The 18,807-nt window shown below is 62.5% G+C and carries 17 protein-coding genes and 1 pseudogene; all 18 read right to left on the minus strand.

The features are described 5' to 3' along the window. Positions 1-62: 62 nt before the first annotated feature. Positions 63-2,171 (minus strand): DNA primase, encoded by a 2,109-nt coding sequence (dnaG, locus tag PMX70_RS01780; protein WP_271742644.1) that lies wholly within the window; start codon positions 2,169-2,171, stop codon positions 63-65. After that, on the minus strand, positions 2,164-3,171 hold the full coding sequence (ribF, locus tag PMX70_RS01785) for a riboflavin biosynthesis protein RibF (protein WP_230318654.1): 1,008 nt from the start codon (positions 3,169-3,171) through the stop codon (positions 2,164-2,166). Before ribF ends, dnaG begins: the two co-directional genes overlap by 8 nt. Then, entirely contained in the window at positions 3,168-4,100 is a 933-nt protein-coding gene (truB, locus tag PMX70_RS01790) for a tRNA pseudouridine(55) synthase TruB (RefSeq protein WP_196031844.1), read from the minus strand. The genes ribF and truB overlap by 4 nt, the downstream gene beginning before the upstream one ends. Positions 4,101-4,115: 15 nt before the next feature. Further along, complete coding sequence (locus PMX70_RS01795; protein ID WP_196031841.1) at positions 4,116-5,159, minus strand: DHH family phosphoesterase; 1,044 nt, start codon at positions 5,157-5,159, stop codon at positions 4,116-4,118. Beyond that, positions 5,152-5,562 (minus strand): 30S ribosome-binding factor RbfA, encoded by a 411-nt coding sequence (rbfA, locus tag PMX70_RS01800; protein WP_006234038.1) that lies wholly within the window; start codon positions 5,560-5,562, stop codon positions 5,152-5,154. The genes PMX70_RS01795 and rbfA overlap by 8 nt, the downstream gene beginning before the upstream one ends. A gap of 11 nt (positions 5,563-5,573) precedes the next feature. Then, a complete protein-coding gene (gene infB / locus PMX70_RS01805) occupies positions 5,574-8,288 on the minus strand; it encodes a translation initiation factor IF-2 (protein WP_196025343.1) in 2,715 nt (904 codons plus the stop codon). A 91-nt stretch (positions 8,289-8,379) separates the two neighbouring features. Beyond that, positions 8,380-9,627, minus strand: coding sequence for a transcription termination factor NusA (gene nusA, locus PMX70_RS01810; protein ID WP_271742646.1), 1,248 nt, complete (start codon positions 9,625-9,627; stop codon positions 8,380-8,382). Between the two features lies 1 nt (position 9,628). Further along, positions 9,629-10,123: a ribosome maturation factor RimP gene (locus tag PMX70_RS01815; RefSeq protein WP_271742647.1), complete on the minus strand. Its 495-nt coding sequence runs from the start codon at positions 10,121-10,123 to the stop codon at positions 9,629-9,631. Positions 10,124-10,380: 257 nt separating this feature from the next. Beyond that, positions 10,381-12,957: a leucine--tRNA ligase gene (gene leuS, locus PMX70_RS01820; protein ID WP_271742649.1), complete on the minus strand. Its 2,577-nt coding sequence runs from the start codon at positions 12,955-12,957 to the stop codon at positions 10,381-10,383. Between the two features lie 453 nt (positions 12,958-13,410). Beyond that, the gene (locus PMX70_RS01825) at positions 13,411-14,553 is read right to left on the minus strand and encodes a peptidoglycan recognition protein family protein (RefSeq protein ID WP_271742650.1); all 1,143 of its coding nucleotides are present in this window, start codon (positions 14,551-14,553) and stop codon (positions 13,411-13,413) included. Continuing rightward, complete coding sequence (locus PMX70_RS01830; protein ID WP_271742651.1) at positions 14,550-14,816, minus strand: phage holin; 267 nt, start codon at positions 14,814-14,816, stop codon at positions 14,550-14,552. The genes PMX70_RS01825 and PMX70_RS01830 overlap by 4 nt, the downstream gene beginning before the upstream one ends. 13 nt (positions 14,817-14,829) lie before the next feature. Beyond that, positions 14,830-15,144: a hypothetical protein gene (locus tag PMX70_RS01835; protein WP_271742652.1), complete on the minus strand. Its 315-nt coding sequence runs from the start codon at positions 15,142-15,144 to the stop codon at positions 14,830-14,832. A 184-nt stretch (positions 15,145-15,328) separates the two neighbouring features. Next, the gene (locus tag PMX70_RS01840; protein WP_271742653.1) at positions 15,329-15,496 is read right to left on the minus strand and encodes an XkdX family protein; all 168 of its coding nucleotides are present in this window, start codon (positions 15,494-15,496) and stop codon (positions 15,329-15,331) included. Then, positions 15,496-15,816, minus strand: a complete 321-nt coding sequence (locus tag PMX70_RS01845; protein WP_271742654.1) for a hypothetical protein — start codon at positions 15,814-15,816, stop codon at positions 15,496-15,498. Before PMX70_RS01845 ends, PMX70_RS01840 begins: the two co-directional genes overlap by 1 nt. Next, positions 15,806-17,017: an RNA-directed DNA polymerase gene (locus PMX70_RS01850; RefSeq protein ID WP_271742656.1), complete on the minus strand. Its 1,212-nt coding sequence runs from the start codon at positions 17,015-17,017 to the stop codon at positions 15,806-15,808. Before PMX70_RS01850 ends, PMX70_RS01845 begins: the two co-directional genes overlap by 11 nt. Then, positions 17,014-17,355: pseudogene (locus tag PMX70_RS10120) on the minus strand (hypothetical protein); the annotation flags it as partial. The pseudogene PMX70_RS10120 and the gene PMX70_RS01850, both read right to left, overlap by 4 nt. Positions 17,356-17,391: 36 nt before the next feature. Then, on the minus strand, positions 17,392-17,814 hold the full coding sequence (locus PMX70_RS01855) for a hypothetical protein (RefSeq protein WP_271742657.1): 423 nt from the start codon (positions 17,812-17,814) through the stop codon (positions 17,392-17,394). Positions 17,815-17,894: 80 nt separating this feature from the next. Continuing rightward, positions 17,895-18,803, minus strand: coding sequence for a DUF6273 domain-containing protein (locus PMX70_RS01860; protein ID WP_271742658.1), 909 nt, complete (start codon positions 18,801-18,803; stop codon positions 17,895-17,897). Positions 18,804-18,807 lie beyond the last annotated feature (4 nt).

Below are 18,807 nucleotides of genomic sequence, written 5' to 3' on the forward strand. Positions count from 1 at the left end.
TGACGTCTATACCCAAAAAGAAGACTGGATATAGGCGAGAATACGCTGGTTGACCACAACATCTAGGCTTGTTCGGTGCCCGCGGCCTCCAGGCCGATCAAACGGAACGGGTCCGCCACGCCGCCGATCGACTTTTGCAGTTCGCGTTGACGTTGCGAATCCTGCGCGGCCTGCACGGTCAGCGCGCGACGGGCCTCATCATCGAGTGAACGGTCCTGGCGCAGCTTGGCCTGTGCGGCACGCATGCGACGCTTGATGGTGTAGAGCTCAAGCGTATCAAGCATAAACACGATGTTCGTCTCGGTGGGGTGCTTGCTCGTCGCGGAGATGCGCCCGGCACTCACAAGCGTTGCCGCATCGGGACACACTGAGCGCGCCGCATCCATGCAGGCTGCAGGATCGGTTCCCGGCGGCGTTGCCAGAACGGCCCATGCAATGGACTCGTGACGCGGGTCAACCCACTCGATGGAGCAGATGCGGTCGGCATACGTGCGGAACAGGTCGGGGTAGCTCGTGAGCATCGTCAACAGCTCGCGCTCCCCTGCCAAGGACTTGCGTTCAAGATCGGTAAGAACCATCGGCGCCGCCGCAGCCGGTGCGCCCGAACCGTCAGCCACAGGCACAGCGCCCATACCATCAGGCACATCGATCGGCGGCAGGTCGTCGACGACCTCCACGGGCGCGGCGCCGTAGGCATCGAGCGGGACGTAGTCGTACGGCTCTTCTTCGACCGGCGCGGACACCGGCGGCGTCGCGCCCGATGCCCAAGCACCGCGACCGGCATCGCGAGAACCCGACGCCCGACCGCCCGCGCTACCGGACCGCTCAGTCTGTGCCCGTTGGCGCTCATAGTTCTGCTCACGACGTCGTTCCGCATCCTCGCGCTTGGCGACATCGCGAAACACACGACCCGAGCTCGCGCGCACCGCCTCCAGATCCAAACCCAGCAGATCGGCAATCTGGATAAAGTACGTGTCGATCATATAGCTGTTGCGCAACGGATAGATAAGCGTCAGCGCATCTTCCAGCGCCTTAGCGCGACCGCCCGGCGTGGTGATGTCACTCGACTCCTGCAGCGAACGGTAGACAAAGTCCATAAGCGGCTCGGCAGCGTCGATGCGCGTCTGCAGTGCCTCGCCACCATGTGCGGTGATGAACTCCATGGGGTCGTTGCCGTCGGGGAGCACCACGCAGCGCAGGTCCATGGAATCCTGCTCGATAAACTGAATCGCGCGACGGGCGGCCTTCTGGCCCGCTGCATCGCCGTCGAACATATACACGATGCGCTTGGCAAAGCGAGTGAGCGTCTTGACGTGGTGCTCCGTGAGGGCGGTGCCCAGCGTGGCAACAACGTTTTTAATCCCCGCCTCCCAGCAGGCGATGCAATCGGTATAGCCCTCTACCACGATGGCGGTATCCTGCGCGACGATAAACTCCTTGGCCCAATTAAAGCCGTAGAGGTTTCGCTTTTTATGAAACACGCTCGTCTCGGCGGTGTTGAGATACTTAGGCTGGCCGTCGCCCATAATGCGACCGCCAAAGGCAATGTTGTGACCCTGCTCGTCAAAGATGGGGAACATCACGCGGTCGTAAAAGCGGTCGGCAAGCTGCCCGCGCCCGCGACTCACGGCAACGTTGGCGTCGATCATCTCCTGCGGGGTAAAACCCGCCTGGGACAGGTGCGACACCAGCGCGTTACGGCCCGGTGCAAAGCCCAGGCAGTAGCGGCGGCAGACGTCGCCGCCCATGCCGCGGCTGGCAAAGTACTCGCGCGGACGGCCGTCCTTACCGCGCATGAGCATGGTGTGGTAGAACTGGGCGGTCTCGGCGCACAGATCGTAGATGCGGGCACGCTTGGTGCCGCGCTCGCGGCGATCTCCGGTGTCATGCAGCTCAATACCCGCGCGATCGGCCAAGTAACGGATTGACTCGGGAAAGCTCAGGTTCTCGCGCTTCATGATATACGTGAAAACGTCGCCACCCTCGCCGCAACCAAAGCAATGCCACACCTGCGTGGCGGGGATAATGTGGAAGGACGGCGTCTTCTCGCCATGGAAGGGGCAGCATCCCCAAAACTCATGGCCGCGAGGCTTGAGCTCGACCGTTTCCTGCACGATGGCAACCAGGTCAGACGCAGCGCGTACCTGGTCTTTTTCCTCATCGCTAATCACGGATGCTCACCCCCTGATCGCCCAAGTTGTGACGAATATCCTCGATATTACCCTCGACGGTCGCGATCAACTCATCCAGCGAATCGAACACACGCGAGGGACGCAGCCAGCGCGTAAACGCCAGCGAAACGGAAGCGCCGTACAGGTCGCCCGTATAACCAATTAAATTAGCCTCGAGATGCGCAGATGCCGCATCGTCAGCATACGTTGGCGGCAGGCCGACGTTCACAGCAGCGGGCCACGCGGTGTCATCGACCAGCACCAGACCCTCATACACGCCATCGGCTGGCACCTGAATGCCGTCGGGAACCTGCAAGTTTGCCGTGGGAAAGCCCATGCCAGAACCCTCGTGACGGCCGCGAATAACACCGCCACGCACCATATACGGACGGCCGAGTAACCCAGCAGCAAGCTCCACATGGCCCTGTCCCAGCTCATGACGAATGCGGGTGGCGCAAATGGCCTCACCGCCCTCGCAAAGCAGGTCGTGACCATACACGTCAACGCCGTGCTCGGAACCCCAGGAGCGCATCTCGGCAACACCAGAAGCACCGCCACGACCCAGCCTAAAGTCACTGCCAACGCGAATCGATCGAATGTCGACCAGACGCGACACCAGCGAGAGAAAATCAACATGGTCAAGCGCCGCAACCTCAGGCGTAAAGGGAACGGCCACCACCGCATCGACCCCAGTTTGAGCCAGGGCATGCAGACGGTCGGCCGTCGTCATCAATTTTTGAGCGGGCGAAGGGCTCACCACGACGTCCGGGTCGGGATCGAAGGTAACTACGACCGCCTTGCAGCCATGGGCACGGGCATCACGGACAAGCGCCGCAATGAGCTCCTGGTGTCCACGGTGAACGCCGTCGAACACGCCGATGGCAATCGATGCGGCACCCAGGTGCTCACACTTATCAAACACATCGGCAGTAACGATGCGAGCCTCGTCCGACTCGCCCGCGAAAAAGATACGCGCGAGCTCGCGAACGGACAACATCATCGAACACCGCCGATTGCCTGCGGAAACACGTGCTCCATGACAAAGCGGCCGCCCTCAATGCGGGCGAGCGCCTTGAGTCCCCCATCGAGCACCAACGCAAACGGCGCCTTCGAGGCATCGAAATCGGCAAGCGCACGCTCAACGGGAATGCGTCGGCCGCAGAGCAGGTCGTCGGCAAGATTGCCCGGCAAGTCAACACGTGTGGCGCCCAGGGCCGCAATGGGATCCAGGGCAAAGCCAGCCGCGGACTCGGGAGAAAGCTCCTCGACCGCATGACAAGCGCCAATGGAAACAACACCGGAGGCCGTGCGGCGCAGCGCGGAAATGCGCGCGGCGCTCTCGCAGGCGCGGCCCAAGTCGCGAGCGAGCGCACGGATATAGGTGCCCTTGCTTACCGAAAACGCCACGGTCCACACACACGTATCACCCTCGCCGCCCACGGCGATCAGGTCGGCGGCATAGACCTCGACGGGGCGCGGAGGTAGGTCCACCGCATTGCCCTCGCGAGCAGACTTGTAGGCGCGAACGCCATTGACCGAGATAGCCGAAAACGCCGGCGGCACCTGCATCTGCGGACCCAGCATGGCGGCCAAGCGCTCACGCGCATAGGCAGGATCGCGGAGCTCGTCGGCAACAGCCACCGTGCGGACCGCCTCGCCCTCCGCATCATCGGTATTGGTCTCAGAGCCAAACGAAATGTCGGCGACGTAGTTTTTCGTATTGAGCGTGAGCATACCCAGCAAACGGGTGGCCTGACCCACGCCCACAACCATGACACCCGATGCCATGGGGTCGAGCGTACCGGCATGGCCGACGCGCCGCTCATGGAGAGCGCGTCGGCATTGCGAGACCACGTCATGGGACGTGCAGCCCACCGGCTTATCGACGGCGAGCAGCATATTCAATTGAGAAGGCGTACGACGAGCCATGTACCATCCAATAAGTTAGAGCTCGACGGTCACCGAAGCGGGATCCTCCCCCACCAGCTCGGCCAGCATGGGAAGTGCCACGGCGAGCGTCTCGCGAATCGTTCCGTTGTTGGTAAAACCGGCGGCGGCATGATGCCCGCCACCGCCAAAGTTGGCAGCGATCTCGGACACATCGAGGTCACCCTTGGAGCGCAGGTTGCCGCGCACCTTGGTATCGCCGTCAATGCCCTTTAAGAAAAGACAGACCTCGACGCCCATCACCGAACGTACCACATCGACCAGACCGTCACATTCATCCGAGGTGACGCCGCAGGCCTCAAGGTCGCTCTGGAAGGCATAGCTATACGCCACGCGCCCGTGCGCGACCGTCTTAATACGGCCCATGACAATGGACTTGAGGTGCAAAAACTCGACGCGCATGCTCTGATAGACCTCGAGAGCAACACGAGCCGGATCGGCACCATGTGCTACCAGGCGCGAAGCAGCGTGGAACGCGGCAGCATCGGCGTTCTGGTACTGAAAACGACCGGTGTCGGTCACCAAGCCGCACAGCAAGCAAGTCGCAACGCCATCACGGGCGACGATGCCGCAATTATCCAAGAAACGGTCGATGATCATGGCGCAGGCCGCGGCATCGACACGCCTCAGGCTCAGCTCGGTAAACTCCTCGCGCGCCGGATGGTGGTCGAAGCACACCACATGCTTGGAGCGGCGAAGTACCTCGGCCGAGTTGTTGAGGCGCTCGACGACCGGCACATCCACCGAGATAAACAGGTCCGGATTGCCGGTGTACGCAGATGCGGGCACCAAGCGATCGGCGCCCTCCATAAAGCGGTAGATGCGCGGCACCGGGTCATCGTCTGCCAGCAGCAGCGCAATGTCCTTGTTGGGGAAAAACTTCATAAGCGATAAGCCAAGGCCCAGCACGGAGCCCAGGGCGTCACCATCGGGAGACGTATGTCCCGAAATCGCAATGGAGGACGCACCCTCGATGAGCTCGAGGATGCGTCGCGTAATATCTGCAGACTCGCCAGCGGCGAGATCAGCGGAATTAGTCATCTAAAGCTGCCTCCTGGGCGGCATCCGCTATGGGGTAGCCGTCCTCGTCCTTTTCGATCGCCAGCGTGGCCGGAACGTTTTCCAGCGCACGCGTGATGCGCTCGGCCTCATCGGTCGAGCGATCGATGCGAAAATCGAGCTCGGGCGTGACACGCCAATCGAGCGAGCGGGCCAGCAGGCTGCGAATGCGGCCCTTGGCGCTGGCGAGCGCCTCCATGACCTCGTCGTAGCGGCTCGCATCGCACGACACGTACACGCGCGCGAACGAACGGTCCACCGCGACCTCGACCGCAGTCAGGGTGACCAGGTCGAGGCGCGGATCGGAAACCTCAAAGAGCAGGATATAACCGAGCTTCTCGCGAAGCTGCTCGCCCAGTCGGCGGGTTGCCTGCGTTTGCTTCATAGCGCTACCCCCTACTCGGTACGGGCAACCTGGTCGATGCGGTAACCCTCGATCTGATCGCCGGGCTTGATGTCCTGGAAGTTCTCCAGGCCAATGCCGCCCTCGGAACCGCTCTTAAGGCTCTTGGCCTCATCCTTGTAGTGGCGCATCGAGGCGATCTTGCCGTTGAAGACCACGATGCCGTCGCGCACCAGGCGCACGGAATCGGTCGCGGCGATCTCGCCCTCTTCGACGCGGACACCGGCGGCGATGCCGACTTTGGGCACCTTGAAGGTGTCCAGGACGGTCGCGGTACCCGTGGAGACCTCGACCTCGGTAGGCTTGAGCATGCCGATACGGGCAGCGTCGAGCTCCTCGAGGCACTTGTAGATAACGTCGTAGCAACGGATCTCGACGCCCTCGCGCTCGGCAGCTGAGCGGGCCTTGCCGTCGGGACGCACGCCAAAGCCGATGATGATGGCATTGGAGGCGTCTGCCAGGACGACGTCGGTCTCGTTGATGGCACCGACCGCGGAGTGGATCGTGTTGATGCGCACCTCGGACTGATCCATCTTGTCGAGCGAGTCCTGAAGGGCCTCGATAGAACCCTGGACGTCGGCCTTGATGATCAGGTTGAGCTCCTTGACCTCGGCGTCGGCGATGGTCTCGAAGAGGTTCTCGAGCGTGACGTGCTTCACGCGGCTCTGCTCCTCGATACGGGCCTTGAGCGAACGCTCATCAGCCAGGGCGCGAGCCTCGCGCTCGTCCTCGAAAACACGGAACTCGTCGCCGGCGTTGGGCACGGACTGCAGGCCCAGGATCTCGACGGCGTCGGAGGGACCGGCCTCGGTGACGGCGTTGCCCTTGGGGTCGAGCATGGCGCGGACGCGGCCGTAGGTAAGGCCGGCGACCAGCGTATCGCCCACGTGCAGGGTACCGCGGGTCACGAGCACCGTGGCAACCGAACCGCGGCCCTTGTCGAGCTTGGCCTCGAGGACGTTACCGGAGGCAAAGGTGTCGGGGTTGGCCTTGAGCTCGAGCACGTCGGCCTGGAGCAGCACGGTCTCGAGCAGGTCGTCGATACCGATCTTCTGCTTGGCCGAAATGTTGACGAACATGTTCTGTCCGCCCCACTCCTCGGGGATGATGCCGTACTCGGTGAGCTCCTGGCGCACGCGGTCGGGGTTGGCGCCCGGCTTATCGATCTTGTTGACGGCGACGACGATGGGTACGCCGGCGGCCTTGGCGTGGTTGATCGACTCGATGGTCTGAGGCATGACGCCGTCGTCGGCAGCCACGATCAGAATGACGATGTCGGTCACCTTGGCGCCGCGAGCACGCATGGCCGTAAAGGTCGCGTGACCGGGGGTATCGATGAAGGTGATCTTGCGGTCGTTGATCATGACCTGCGAAGCGCCGATAGCCTGCGTAATGCCGCCCGCCTCGCCGGCAGCGACGCCGGTGTGACGGATGGCGTCGAGCAGCGACGTCTTGCCGTGGTCGACGTGACCCATGACGGTGACGACCGGGGCGCGCGGCTTAAGGTCGGCGGGATCGTCGTAGAACGAGAAGGTGTTCTCCTCCTCGGGGGTGATGATCTTGATCTGACGGCCCAGGTCGTCGGCAACCAGCTCGACGAGGTCGTCGGACATGGACTGCGTCATGGTGAGCGGCGTACCCAGCAGGAACAGGCGCTTGATGATGTCGTTGGCCGGAACGTCGAGCGCCTCGGCAAGCTCCTGGACGGTAACGCCCTGGGAGACCTTGATGGCGTCGAGGTCCTCAGGGTTCACGCCCTGGGCCAGCGCCTCCTCTATCTTGCGCTCCTCCTGAGCCTTGGCAGCCTCACGCTCGCGCTTCTCCTTGCGCTTCTTGCGGCGACCGGTGGACTCGCGAGAGGCCTCCTCGACGGCGGCACGAGCCTCCTCGAGCACCTTCTCGCGGCTGTACTCCTCGGCCTCGCGAGCCATGCGGCTGTAGTGGTCCTCTTCGTTGTTGTGACCGCCCTTGCGCTTCTTGCCCTTGCCCTGCTTATCGGGGTTGGGGAAATCCATGCCGGCAGCGACGTTGTTGCTGGCGTTAGTGCGATGGCTGTGCGGACGGCTCTCGGAAGCGTTGCGCTCGGAGTTGTTGTCGGAGGCGTTGCGATCGTTACGACGGCCACCGCGGCGGTCGTTGTTGCCGCCACGACGGTTACCGCGCTCGGCGGCGCGCTCGGCCTTGGCCTTGTCCTCGGCGTCCTTCTTCTCCTTGAGCACGGTCTCCTGTGCGGCGATCTGGTCGAGCAGCGAACGGAAGCGCGAACCGGAGTCGGAAGCGGGAACGGCGCGGCGCTGGGCCTCGCGGGCAGCCTCCTCCTTCTCGCGGGCAAGGCGCTCCTGCTCGGCCTTCTTCTTGGCCTCGGCCTCGGCGCGGGCAGCCTCCTCGGCAGCCTGGGCTGCAGCAAACTGGCGGCGCTCCTCCTCGCGGGCCTTCTCGGCGGCGATGCGCTCGCGCTCGGCCTCGGCGGCGCGTGCGGCCTCCTCGGCGGCAGCCGCCTGCTCCTCGGCCTGCTTGGCGGCCTCGACTTCCTGGGCGCGGGCCTCGATCACCGAGGCGAGCTGCTTACGAACCATGGCGACATAGGCGTCCTCCAAGGTGGAGGAAGCGGACTTAGCGGGAATCTTCATATCGGCGAGATGACCCATCAGTTCCTTGGAGGTCATGCCGAACTCTTTGGCCAGGGTGGACACACGGACTTTTGCCATATGACTTCACCTACCCTTTCTGGCACCTTGGGTGCCTAGAGACTGAACGAGCGTGGGAGACGCGCCGGGACCCGCCCGGCGCGACCGCGCGCTAGATCAGGTCCTCCGCATCATCGAAGGCGTCGGTGTCGTGGACACCGCAGAAACGGGAGCCGGGACGAGCCTGGTTGCGGCACTGGATGCCGTCCTCGGACACGTACTCGCAGCGGCGGACGTCCTCGTCCTCCTCGTCACCGATCAGGTCGGCGGCGGGCTCCTCGTGAACGGGAACGTTCTTGAGGATGTCGGCGGCAAGCGTCTCGGACTTGATGTCGATGTGCCAGCCGGTCAGGCGCGCGGCGAGGCGGGCGTTCTGGCCCTCCCTGCCGATGGCGAGGGACAGCTGGTCGTCGGGCACGATGACGCCGGCGTAGGCCTTCTCCTCGTCGATGAGGACGCGGGTGACCTTAGCGGGCGACAGGGCGTTGGCGACGTAGACGGCAGGATCGGCATCCCACAGGATGACGTCGACGCGCTCGCCACGGAGCTCGCCCACGACAGCGCGAACACGGCTGCCCTTTGGACCGACGCAGGCGCCCACGGGATCCAGACGATCGTCAAGCGAGTGGACGGCGACCTTGGAGCGCTGGCCGGGCTCGCGGGCGATCGACTTGATCTGGACGGTGCCCTCATAGATCTCGGGCACCTCCTGCTCAAACAGACGACGCATGAGCTCGGGGTGGGTACGGGAGATAACAATCGGCGGACGGCTGTGCTCGCCACGAACCGGCTGCAGGTTGGAGTTAGGGTCGCGAACGTCGATGATCACGGCCTTGATGTGCTGGTTGTGCAGGTAGCGCTCGCCCATCGGACGCTCGTTGCGCTCGTTCTCGTAACGACGCTGATCGAAGTGCGGCAGCTCGGCCTCGACGCCCTCGCGGATCTTGACGATCGTGAAGTCGGGCGTGGACTGCAGAACGGTACCGCTGATGAGATCACCGATGCGGCCGGAGAACTCCTCGTAGATCTGCTCGCGGGCGGAGTTGCGCACGATGGCGTTGATCTCGGCCTTGGCGTGCTGGGCGGCGATGCGGCTCGTGTTCTTGGGGGTGACGTCGATCTCCTCGAACTCGGTGAAGTTGCCCTCCTCGTCCATGGAATCGTCGATCGGCTCCAGGCGGTAGACATAAATCTTGCCGGTGGTGCGGTCGATGGTCACCTTGGCGCCCCACTCAAGATGCAGGATCTCGGCATAGCTCTTGGCGAGCGACTGCTCCAGGCGGTCGATCAGGTAGAGCTGGTCGATGTGCTTCTCCTGGCAAAGTTCCATCAGGGCGGACATCATGTCGGATGCTGCCATCTTACTTTCCTTCCTTCGCGGGCTTGAAGTCGTAGGTGGGCTTCAACTTGCACTTTTTAACATCAGAGAAATCGAGGGTGACGGACTCGCCGTCCTCGAGCTCGAGGGTCACGTTCGCCTCGGTGGCGGCGGCAATCTTGCCGGCGTACTTGCGACGGCCCTCGGTGGCGGTGGAGGTGAGCTCGCAGTTCTCGCCCACAAAGCGGGCAAAGTCACTCGGGCGGCGCAGCGGGCGCGCCATCCCCGGGCTCGACACCTCGAGCGTATAGCTCGAGGAGATGGGGTCGAGCTCCTCAATCACATCGCCGACCCACTTGGTGTTGGCCGTGACGTCGTTGAGCGACAGGCTCTGACCCTCGGCACCCTCGATACGCACGCGCACGCAGGGGGCCTTAGTGGCACCCACGAGCTCGACGTCGACGATGTCGACATCGTGCTGGGGAGCGACGGCCTCGAGCGCGTCGATGATCGCCTGCTCGGTCTTGGTCTTGACCATTGCGGCACCTCCATCCATACAAAAAAGAAGCGGGGCCGAAACCCCACTTCTTTCAATTACAACTTCATTTGCAAGCAAACTATACCAATACCTGCGCAAACGTGCAACCACAACACAAACCCGCAGGTCAGCGTGAGCACAGGTTCTCCACAAGAAATGGATAATTGGGTGTTGTCGCAAGTATCCATAACCAAAAAGAGGGGCGACTCCCTGCGAAATCGTCCCTCGCTTTTACATGTCAGCTATGCACGCAGAGCTTACTTGACCACCAGGTTAACCAGCTTGCCAGGCACGCAGATGGCCTTGACGACCGTCTTGCCCTCGAGCCACTTGGCGACGGCGGCCTCGGCGGCAGCCTGCATATCCTCATTGGAGGCATCGCGGGCAACGTCGATGCGGCCACGGACCTTACCGAGCACCTGCACGACGATCTGCACCGTGTCCTCGATGGACTCGGCCAAGTCGAACTCGGGCCAGGCGGCGGTGTAGGCGTTGCCCTCGCAGCCGAGTGCCTCGTGCCACAGCTCGTCGGCCCAGAACGGGCAGATGGGGGCAAGGACACTCACGATGTCCTTGGCCACGCCGTAGCACAGAGCCTTATCGCGGTCAGCACCCTCGGTGGCGTTGAGGTAGGCGCTCGCCGCGTTGACGAGCTCCATGACGGCCGAGATCGCGGTGTTGAACTGGCCGCGGTCAAAGTCCTCGGTGCACTTGGCAATGGTGCGATGGCGCTCGCGATAGAGCTTCATCGCGACCTCGTCGAGCGCGGACTTGTCAAAGGCCACGTTGGCGTCGCCGGACTGGACGAGCTGCCACACGATACGCCAGGCGCGCTTAATAAAGCGGTTAGCGCCCTCGACGGCCTTGGGATCCCAGTCGAAGTCCTTCTCGGGCGGGGCGATAAACAGGATCGCCAGACGCATGGTGTCGGCGCCGTAGGGCTCGATGACCGAGCTCGGGGGCACGACGTTGCCCTTGGACTTGGACATGGTGTCGCCATTCTCGTCCTTGACCATGCCCTGGCACAGCAAGTTGGTGAAGGGCTCATCAACGCTCAGCAAACCCAGGTCGCGCAGTGCCTTTGTAAAGAAGCGGCTGTAGAGCAGGTGCAAAATGGCGTGCTCGATGCCGCCGATGTAGTTATCGACGGGCATCCAACGGTCTGCCGCCTCGCGGGAGAAGGGCAGCTCGGTGTTGTGCGGGTCGGTATAGCGCAGGTAATACCAGCTGGAGCAGGTGAAGGTGTCCATGGTATCGGTCTCACGCTTGGCCGGGCGACCGCAGACCGGGCAGGTGGTCTCGTAGAACTCCTTGCACTCGGCGAGGGTCTCGCCGGCACCCAGGTCCAGGTTCTCGGGCAGCGTCACCGGCAGCTGGTCCTCGGGTACGGGCACGATGCCGCAGTGCTCGCAGTGAATGGCCGGGATGGGGTTGCCCCAATAACGCTGACGGCTGATGAGCCAGTCGCGCAGGCGGAACTCGACCTTGCGACGACCGCAGCCCATGGCCTCGAGGTCGGCCACGATGGCAGCCTCGCCCTCGGAGTGCTTGCCGCCGCGCATGCCGGTGTACTTGCCGGACTGGACGAGCGTGCCCTCGGCAGCGTGGGCGCAATCCCAGTCGACGTTCTCGGCATGGAAGGTATCGATGGTCTCGCCGCTGGCCTCGACGGCAGCGCGATCGTCATCGTCCAGGATGATCGGAACAATAGGAAGGTCATACTTGCGGGCGAACTCAAAGTCGCGCTGGTCACCGCAGGGAACGGCCATGACGGCGCCGGTGCCGTAGTCGGCAACGACATAGTCGGCAACCCACACGGGGACCTTCTCGCCGTTGACGGGATTTACCACGTAGCGGCCGGTAAAGGCACCGTGCTTCTCGAGGGTGCCCTGGGCACGCTCGACGGCAGAGATATGCTTGGAGTCCTCGACGATCTTGGTGACGGCCTCCTCGTACTCCGTGCCCTCGACGAGCTCGTGCAGGCGCGCGTACTCGGGAGCCAGGACAAAGAAGGAGACACCGAAGAGCGTGTCGGCTCGCGTGGTGAAGACGGTGATCTTACCCTCGTCACCCTCGATGGGCTCGCCATCCTTGTCGCACAGGGTAAAGTCGACCTCGGCGCCCTCGGAACGGCCGATCCAGTTGGCCTGCATCTGCTTGACGCGCTCGGGCCAGCCGGGGAGCTTCTCCAGATCGTCGAGCAGCTCCTGGGAGTACTCGGTAATCTTGAAGTACCACTGCTCCAGGTCGCGCTTCTCGGGCTCGGTGCCGCAGCGCCAGCACTTACCCTCGGTGACCTGCTCGTTGGCCAGAACGGTCTTGCAGTTAGGGCACCAGTTGACCGGGTTCTTCTTGCGGTAGACCAGGCCCTTTTCCCACAGCTTCTCAAAGATCCACTGACCCCAGCGATAGTAGTCGGGGCTGCAGGTCTTGACCATGCGATCCAGATCGTAGGAGAAGCCCATGCGCTTCATCGTGGAAAGCGCCTGATCCATGTTCTTATACGTCCAGGCGGCAGCCTGCGTGTTGTGCTTGATGGCGGCGTTCTCGGCGGGCAGGCCAAAGGCATCAAAGCCGATGGGGTGCAGCACGTCGTAGCCGCGCATGCGGGCCTGACGGGCCATGGCGTCGCCGATGGTATAGTTGCGCGCGTGGCCCATGTGAAGGTCTCCCGACGGATACGGGAACATCTCGAGCACGTACTTCTTGGGCTTGCTGTCGTCGGTGTCGACGGCAAAGAGGTTGGAGTCCTCCCAGGCCTTCATCCACCGGGACTCAATGGCCTGCGCGTCGTAGGCAGGGATCTCGTCCTTATGATCTGTGCAATCGCACATATCAGCTCCTTTAATCTTAGCTGGGGTCGGTCGGCTTAGCTTTGTTCGCTACTGCGGACAGTCCTGCGCAAGACGAAGAGCACATTAAGTGCTCTTCTTTGCGCGCGGAACTTGTAGCGAACAAAGCTAAGCCGACCGACCCTAAGGTTAACTTGACTGATTCTAGACTATATGGTTTTGCAAGGAAACTGGGAACGCACAACAGGCATTATTCATTTCATAAGCCGTTTAAGACCGCCCAAGAAGCGCCGTTGGGACCAGATTGGGACCAAAAGCAACGCCCGTCCGCGCAGATTTGCGGACGGGCGTTGTTGGCACGCCTATGACAATAAAACCAGACGGCTGGCCGGGACGTTTAATCGCTATCGCGGAAAGCACCGACGATGCACAGAGCCAAGAAAAAAATCAGGCTCCCGACGGTGCTGCCGAGGATAAAGGCTACTGCCAGACCGATCATCGGCGGGTACCGTCAGACACGTAGCACTGGAGACGATCGAGCGCGTATCCGTACATGCCGGCGTAGTCATCGCCGCCGTAGGTCGTGCCGTCATCGCAGACCTCGTCGTGCCAGTTTGCGTGTGCAACGTCCTGAGCACGGTAGTAGACCTGCTTGTAGTCACCGTTGGGCGTGATGTAGTACATCTGGACTCCGTCGATGGTCTGGCCCCAGATGCCCGCCATGCCGTTCACGCTGTCGCCGTAGTTGGCAGTCTGGACCCAATCCAACCATCCGCTCTCCTTGGTGCGGACGCGATAGCGAAGGGTGCCGCTGTCGACCCAAGCAATGAGCATGTCATGGGAGCCGTAGGGCATGCCAGCAAATCCCTCGGAGTTGCTGTCATTGAAGTTGGTTACGGCATCGTTCCACGCGCCGTAACGGTTATGGAGCGCATAGTGGATGTTTACGCTCTTGCCAGTGGACTTGGGGAACTTGGTACGGGTTGCAGAAGCGGAGGGCTGATACGTGCCGCCGTTGCCATCAGTCGGCGCGATGGGAGCCACGTAGCCGCTACCGAGGTAAGCTGCCACGGCCTGCTTGAACTCATACCACGTCTTTCCGTACTGGCGGAAATAGCCGTTCGGGTCGGTGTGATCGGAACCGCCCCAGCGCTGAGCCGCCTCGTAGTGGCTCAGAAGTCGGGATGTATCCCAGCTGCGAGAGCGGAGTTCGTCGCCAGCCCACTTGACCGCCTCGTTCCACTGCTTGGCGAAGTCGCTGGCATTGGTTGCGTGGGCCAGCTCGATACCGACAGTGGCGTAGTTTCCATTGCCGACATGCCAGCACAAGCGATTCTCTGGCACAGTGTTGTAGACCGTGGAGCCGTCCAACTCCATGACGTGATGCACGGCGTAGGTGTCATCACGCGACCACAACAGCGTATGGTTGTAAGCAGACGCGCCGGGGTTTGCCGTCTCGTGGATTACGAGATACGACGCATTGAGGTAGCCGTGGCCATTAGATACGTACTTGTTGACGCTCTGGTAGGCCTCCGCTCCGCACGGGGCGGCGAGGGCCGCCACAAGGGCGAGGGCGACGGCAATGGCGCTGCGGAGCCTTACCCTGCGCCTACCTATATCGTCTTTGGAATCCGTCATTTGACCTCCTTGGTCGAGTAGGGTTCGTCGTATCCGAGGGCGCGGGCCGAGTCGGATACGCCGCTTGTGGTCGGGTCGGTCACCACGCCGAGCGCGGCCAGGATGTTCAGGACGATGCACACCAGCTGCGCCAGCGAGTCCTGAGTCACGGGCGGCACGATGCCGAAAATGCCGCAGACCTGGTAGACGAAAGCGAGTACAGTGGTGGCGAGAGCCGCCAGCGTCGCCTTGTTCTTGAGTCGAAGTTTCCAGTTGATGCGCATGGTCTTTTCCTTTCTAATCTGAGCCGCCTACTCCCCTGTGCATGTCGCAGTTGCGCTCAAGCCTGTCTATGCGGCTGAAAAGCGTCGCAATCTGCTCGGTGTGCTTTGCGATCGCGATGCCGTGGTCGTCGAGCTTGCGGTTGATTTCCTTGATGCCGGACGTGACCTCGCGCATCGACTCGATAAGCGAGTCGAGCTTGTCGTCGGTGTGCTGCTCCTTTGCGGAGCGCGACTTGCTCCCCTGCATACGTCCGATGAAAAAGGTGAGTATCACGATTACGGCGCTTGCGAGTGATGCGGCCTCGTCGATGTTGAATGCCTGTGTCAAAGCTCAATCCCCATAGGTATTTCCGGCGCTCGATAGCACGCCTATCGGTCACTGTCACCTTGAGAATGCTGTGCCGAGGGAAATCGCGCGTGCCAAAAATCCCAGACGAGGCACGCGGGTGTTCCACGTGAGACGTCTGGGATTTCTAAAAGATTGATGCTGTTTTCAGAAGCCGCAACCGAGCCTATTCGGCCGTGTACTCCTCGCCGATAATCTCCTTGTACTCGTCGGCGGTAATCCACTTGCACTCTACGGCCTTGTGTACTCGCGCTTTGGTCCAAAGAGATCGGTCGTAGTACTTCTTGACGAGTGCGAAGTGCTTGGAGTGCTCGTCAGCTTTCTTAGTCGGCATTACTGGTCACCTCCGACCGTCATGAGCAGGTAGTCGATGTTCGCCGTGTTCTGCTCTGTCTGCGTCGGCTGTGACGCCTGTTTGCGCATCTGGCCGAGCAGCGACTGCACGTCAGGCACCGCACCGCTTTCGTAGGCGGCGAGCGCCGCCGTATAGGCCATCTTCTTGGCCTTCTGCTCGATGTACGAGTCGTCGTCGATGACACCCGCCTCATGAGCCGCGTCGGGGTCGCCCAGCTGCGAGAGCAGGTTTCGCAGTGCGTTCACCTCTGCTTGCGTGGCATCGTCAACCATGTCGGGACGCTCCTCATTAGTGTCCATTCGGACTCCTTTCTGCTAGTTGATGTACAGGCACCGTATCGGTGGCGTGAGATTGGCTTGCACCGACTACCAGCTCGACGAACAGTCGGTCGAAGTCGCGCACGACCCGGTGCACGTTCATGCGGAACCTCGGCCTGTCGTCGCCTCGTTTCCGTTCGAGAGACCCACGGAACGACATGTAGGAGACGTACGCCTGCTCAAGCGTCATACTCCCATCGGCGACCATACGTGAATGTACGCGCAACTTCTTGCGCTCACGTGCGAGGGATTTTGGTATCGGCGTCACGACGATCCTGCCTGACTCGGTGAAGCGGAATCGCTTCTTGAGGAACGTGAACCCGCGCGTGAGCTTCACTACCTTGGTCTTCCTCTCGTTGATGGTGATGCCGAGAGACGAGCACAGGGCGCGGGCGGCGTCGAGGAACCGCCAGAGGGTATCCTTGTCGAGCGCTATGAAGTAGGAGTCGTCCATGTATCGGCCAGACGCCTCGATTCCGCACCAACGTTCGCCGAGGTAGTCGAGCGGGGACGGTATGGCGACAGCCAGCGCTTGGTTCGGCTCGCTGCCGAGGCCAAGCCCGATCCTGCCGTTCGCCTCTATCTGCAGACGCATGAACTCGATGGCGGCTGGGTCTGTGAGCGTCCGCCTCACGAGGTCGAGCGCCGTTCCGTGGTCGATTGTCCCGAAGTAGTCGGAGAAGTCCATGAGCAGGGCGTAGCCATCCGCACCGTGCCTGCGGTAATGCTCGGCGAGCTGTCCCTTAAGGCGCATGAGGGCGTAGTCCGTGCCCCTGCCGCGCATGTTGGCCGCGCATCCAGGCGTGAGCGTCGGCCATACCGCCGGGGCCACGACAGCCCTCGTGACGGCCTTCTGTATCACGCGTTCGGAGAACCGCGGAGCGGCTATCGCCCTGTCCTTCCCGCGCTCGATGACGTGGAACCGTACGAAGCCCTTGCGGATGTCGTTGCCAGACAGAAGGTCCCGGCGCGCGTAGAGCGAGTTGCGCAGGGAGTGAACCATGTAGCGCTGGACGCTGGCCTTCCAGCGGACGCCCTTTGCGGCGTCGCGTGCAGCCTCGTGGATGTTGTCGAGGTCGGCGGCATCGGAAATGGTGAGGGCCGCACAGCGTTTTGCCTTGTTCGCGGCCCTCTTCGCATCGCGCCTGGCTCTCCTTGCCTTTCGGCGCTCGTCGCTATTCATGATGGCATCCCGCACGGCCTCCGCCCATGGGCGTCGGCGTTCCCAAGCCGCTTAGGGAGGAGCAATGGAACCGCGTCGAGCGCCGAAGCTCGCGGCCATGCAAGGAGCGGACTGCCCTCCCAGCGGGATGCGTCTTTACGGGCGCATGCCCGAACGTCGGCCCTTCCTTCCTCATGTGCTCGGAGCCTCGCGCATCGGCGATGCTGTCTGGCAAGTATGAGCAATCCCACGCGCGGGCGAATCCAGTCGTCCGCGGCACCGCCGCAGGCGGCGGTGCCGTTGCTGGAGACGTAGCAGACGTTCGCAGACGAGCCACCACTGACGGAACGGAGCCACCAGTTGTAGCGGTTAACAAGGGACGACGTACTTCCATTCTAACACGCACCGATCAGCTTAACGCCCTTGCGTGCGCCTTTGAGCAGCTTTATCTCGGAGTCGACGAGTCCCGCCATGCGCTCGAATGCCCCGGCGTGCTGCATGTCTCCCTTTCGGCGGTATACCTCAAGGTATGCCTGCGCGTCCTGGTACAGCTGCTCGCAGTCGGCGACGGCCAGCGTGAGGTAGCGCTTGCGTGCCGCGACGTTCTCGGCGGTGTTCGGGTAGAACGCCTCGGACTTGACGATGTTGTAGACGACACTGCGGGCCGTTTCGGCCATCGGGACGGCGAACGTGAAGCGCTGCGATTTCGGGATGGCGCTCGACGTGATGATGCCCAGCACCTCCACGCGCAGCTCGATGGCCGTGTTGTAGAACTCGCGCTCGCTCAGGTTTCTAAGTCTCTCGGGTACTCCGCTCAAGGTGATGCTCCTCTCTCGTGACATGAAAAGGCGCACGCGCGAGGCGTGCGCCTGATTGGTGTCCTGTACGGTCCGCTTCGCTACCCTAGGAGGAAGCCCACGCGCGGGCGAACCCAGCCGCCCGCGGCACCGTCCCAGGCGGCGGCGCCGCGGCCGGAGACGAAGCAGACGCCCGCAGACGAGCCACCACCGACGGAACGGAGCCACCAGCCGCAGCGGCTACCGTTGAGTCGGTGCGCGGTGTCCTTGAAGAGGTCGAACTGGCAGTCGAAGCCGACGGAGTAGCCGGGCGTGCCCCAGACCGGGCAGCCGTAGACCTCCATCTCGGAGAGCGACCAGACCTTGCCGATGTCCTGCCAGCTCCAGTTGTTGGAGTTGGTGAGCGCACCGGAGGCGCTGTAGCGCTCCTCGAGCAGGACGCGCTGCGTGAGGATGTACTTGGTCAGGCCCTCTGGCAGGCACGCCTCGAAGGCCGTCTCCCAGCCCTTGAGCTGCGAGCACAGGTACGGGTTCTTGATGTCTGCCGTGCCCTGGTTGGTATTCGTCTTGTTCCACGGGATGTACGAGGAGTTGGCGACCCCGTCGTAGGACGAGCTGACCGCGATGGGCGCGGAGGCCACGAACGCGATGTGGTGCCCCTTGCCGCGGTCGTCGCACCACAGGTAGGGGTCGATGTGCGCGATGATGAATCGCACGGACTGTTGGCCCGCCACGCCGGAAGCGGAGACGAGAGGAACGTCGAGGTAGTCGCCCACGCGCAGGCCTGCGAAGTTGTTGGCGGCGATACGCTTGTGCAGCGCGTCGTAGACCGTGCCGCCGCCGATCTCACCAGCGAGAAGCGTTGCGATGCTCTGCCCGCCGTACTTGCCGATCAGACACTGTCGGTTGTACTCGGCGTTGTTGAGCGCCATCTGCGAGTTGTTACGCGAGGTCGGGTCGACCATCTCGTACGGGACTCCACCAACCGACAGGACCTTTGCCTGTGCCATATGT

Origin of the sequence: Collinsella aerofaciens (assembly GCF_028206795.1) — a bacterium.
Taxonomy (GTDB): Bacteria; Actinomycetota; Coriobacteriia; order Coriobacteriales; family Coriobacteriaceae; genus Collinsella; species Collinsella aerofaciens_AX.

Excerpts from the sequence above, each read along its gene's own strand:
- ribF (WP_230318654.1), bottom strand. The coding sequence starts at position 3,171 with ATGATGTTGTCCGTTCGCGAGCTCGCGCGTATCTTTTTCGCGGGCGAG.
- truB (WP_196031844.1), bottom strand. The coding sequence starts at position 4,100 with ATGGCTCGTCGTACGCCTTCTCAATTGAATATGCTGCTCGCCGTCGAT.
- PMX70_RS01795 (WP_196031841.1), bottom strand. The coding sequence starts at position 5,159 with ATGACTAATTCCGCTGATCTCGCCGCTGGCGAGTCTGCAGATATTACG.
- rbfA (WP_006234038.1), bottom strand. The coding sequence starts at position 5,562 with ATGAAGCAAACGCAGGCAACCCGCCGACTGGGCGAGCAGCTTCGCGAG.
- infB (WP_196025343.1), bottom strand. The coding sequence starts at position 8,288 with ATGGCAAAAGTCCGTGTGTCCACCCTGGCCAAAGAGTTCGGCATGACC.
- nusA (WP_271742646.1), bottom strand. The coding sequence starts at position 9,627 with ATGGCAGCATCCGACATGATGTCCGCCCTGATGGAACTTTGCCAGGAG.
- PMX70_RS01815 (WP_271742647.1), bottom strand. The coding sequence starts at position 10,123 with ATGGTCAAGACCAAGACCGAGCAGGCGATCATCGACGCGCTCGAGGCC.
- leuS (WP_271742649.1), bottom strand. The coding sequence starts at position 12,957 with ATGTGCGATTGCACAGATCATAAGGACGAGATCCCTGCCTACGACGCG.
- PMX70_RS01825 (WP_271742650.1), bottom strand. The coding sequence starts at position 14,553 with ATGACGGATTCCAAAGACGATATAGGTAGGCGCAGGGTAAGGCTCCGC.
- PMX70_RS01830 (WP_271742651.1), bottom strand. The coding sequence starts at position 14,816 with ATGCGCATCAACTGGAAACTTCGACTCAAGAACAAGGCGACGCTGGCG.
- PMX70_RS01840 (WP_271742653.1), bottom strand. The coding sequence starts at position 15,496 with ATGCCGACTAAGAAAGCTGACGAGCACTCCAAGCACTTCGCACTCGTC.
- PMX70_RS01845 (WP_271742654.1), bottom strand. The coding sequence starts at position 15,816 with ATGGACACTAATGAGGAGCGTCCCGACATGGTTGACGATGCCACGCAA.
- PMX70_RS01850 (WP_271742656.1), bottom strand. The coding sequence starts at position 17,017 with ATGAATAGCGACGAGCGCCGAAAGGCAAGGAGAGCCAGGCGCGATGCG.
- PMX70_RS01860 (WP_271742658.1), bottom strand. The coding sequence starts at position 18,803 with ATGGCACAGGCAAAGGTCCTGTCGGTTGGTGGAGTCCCGTACGAGATG.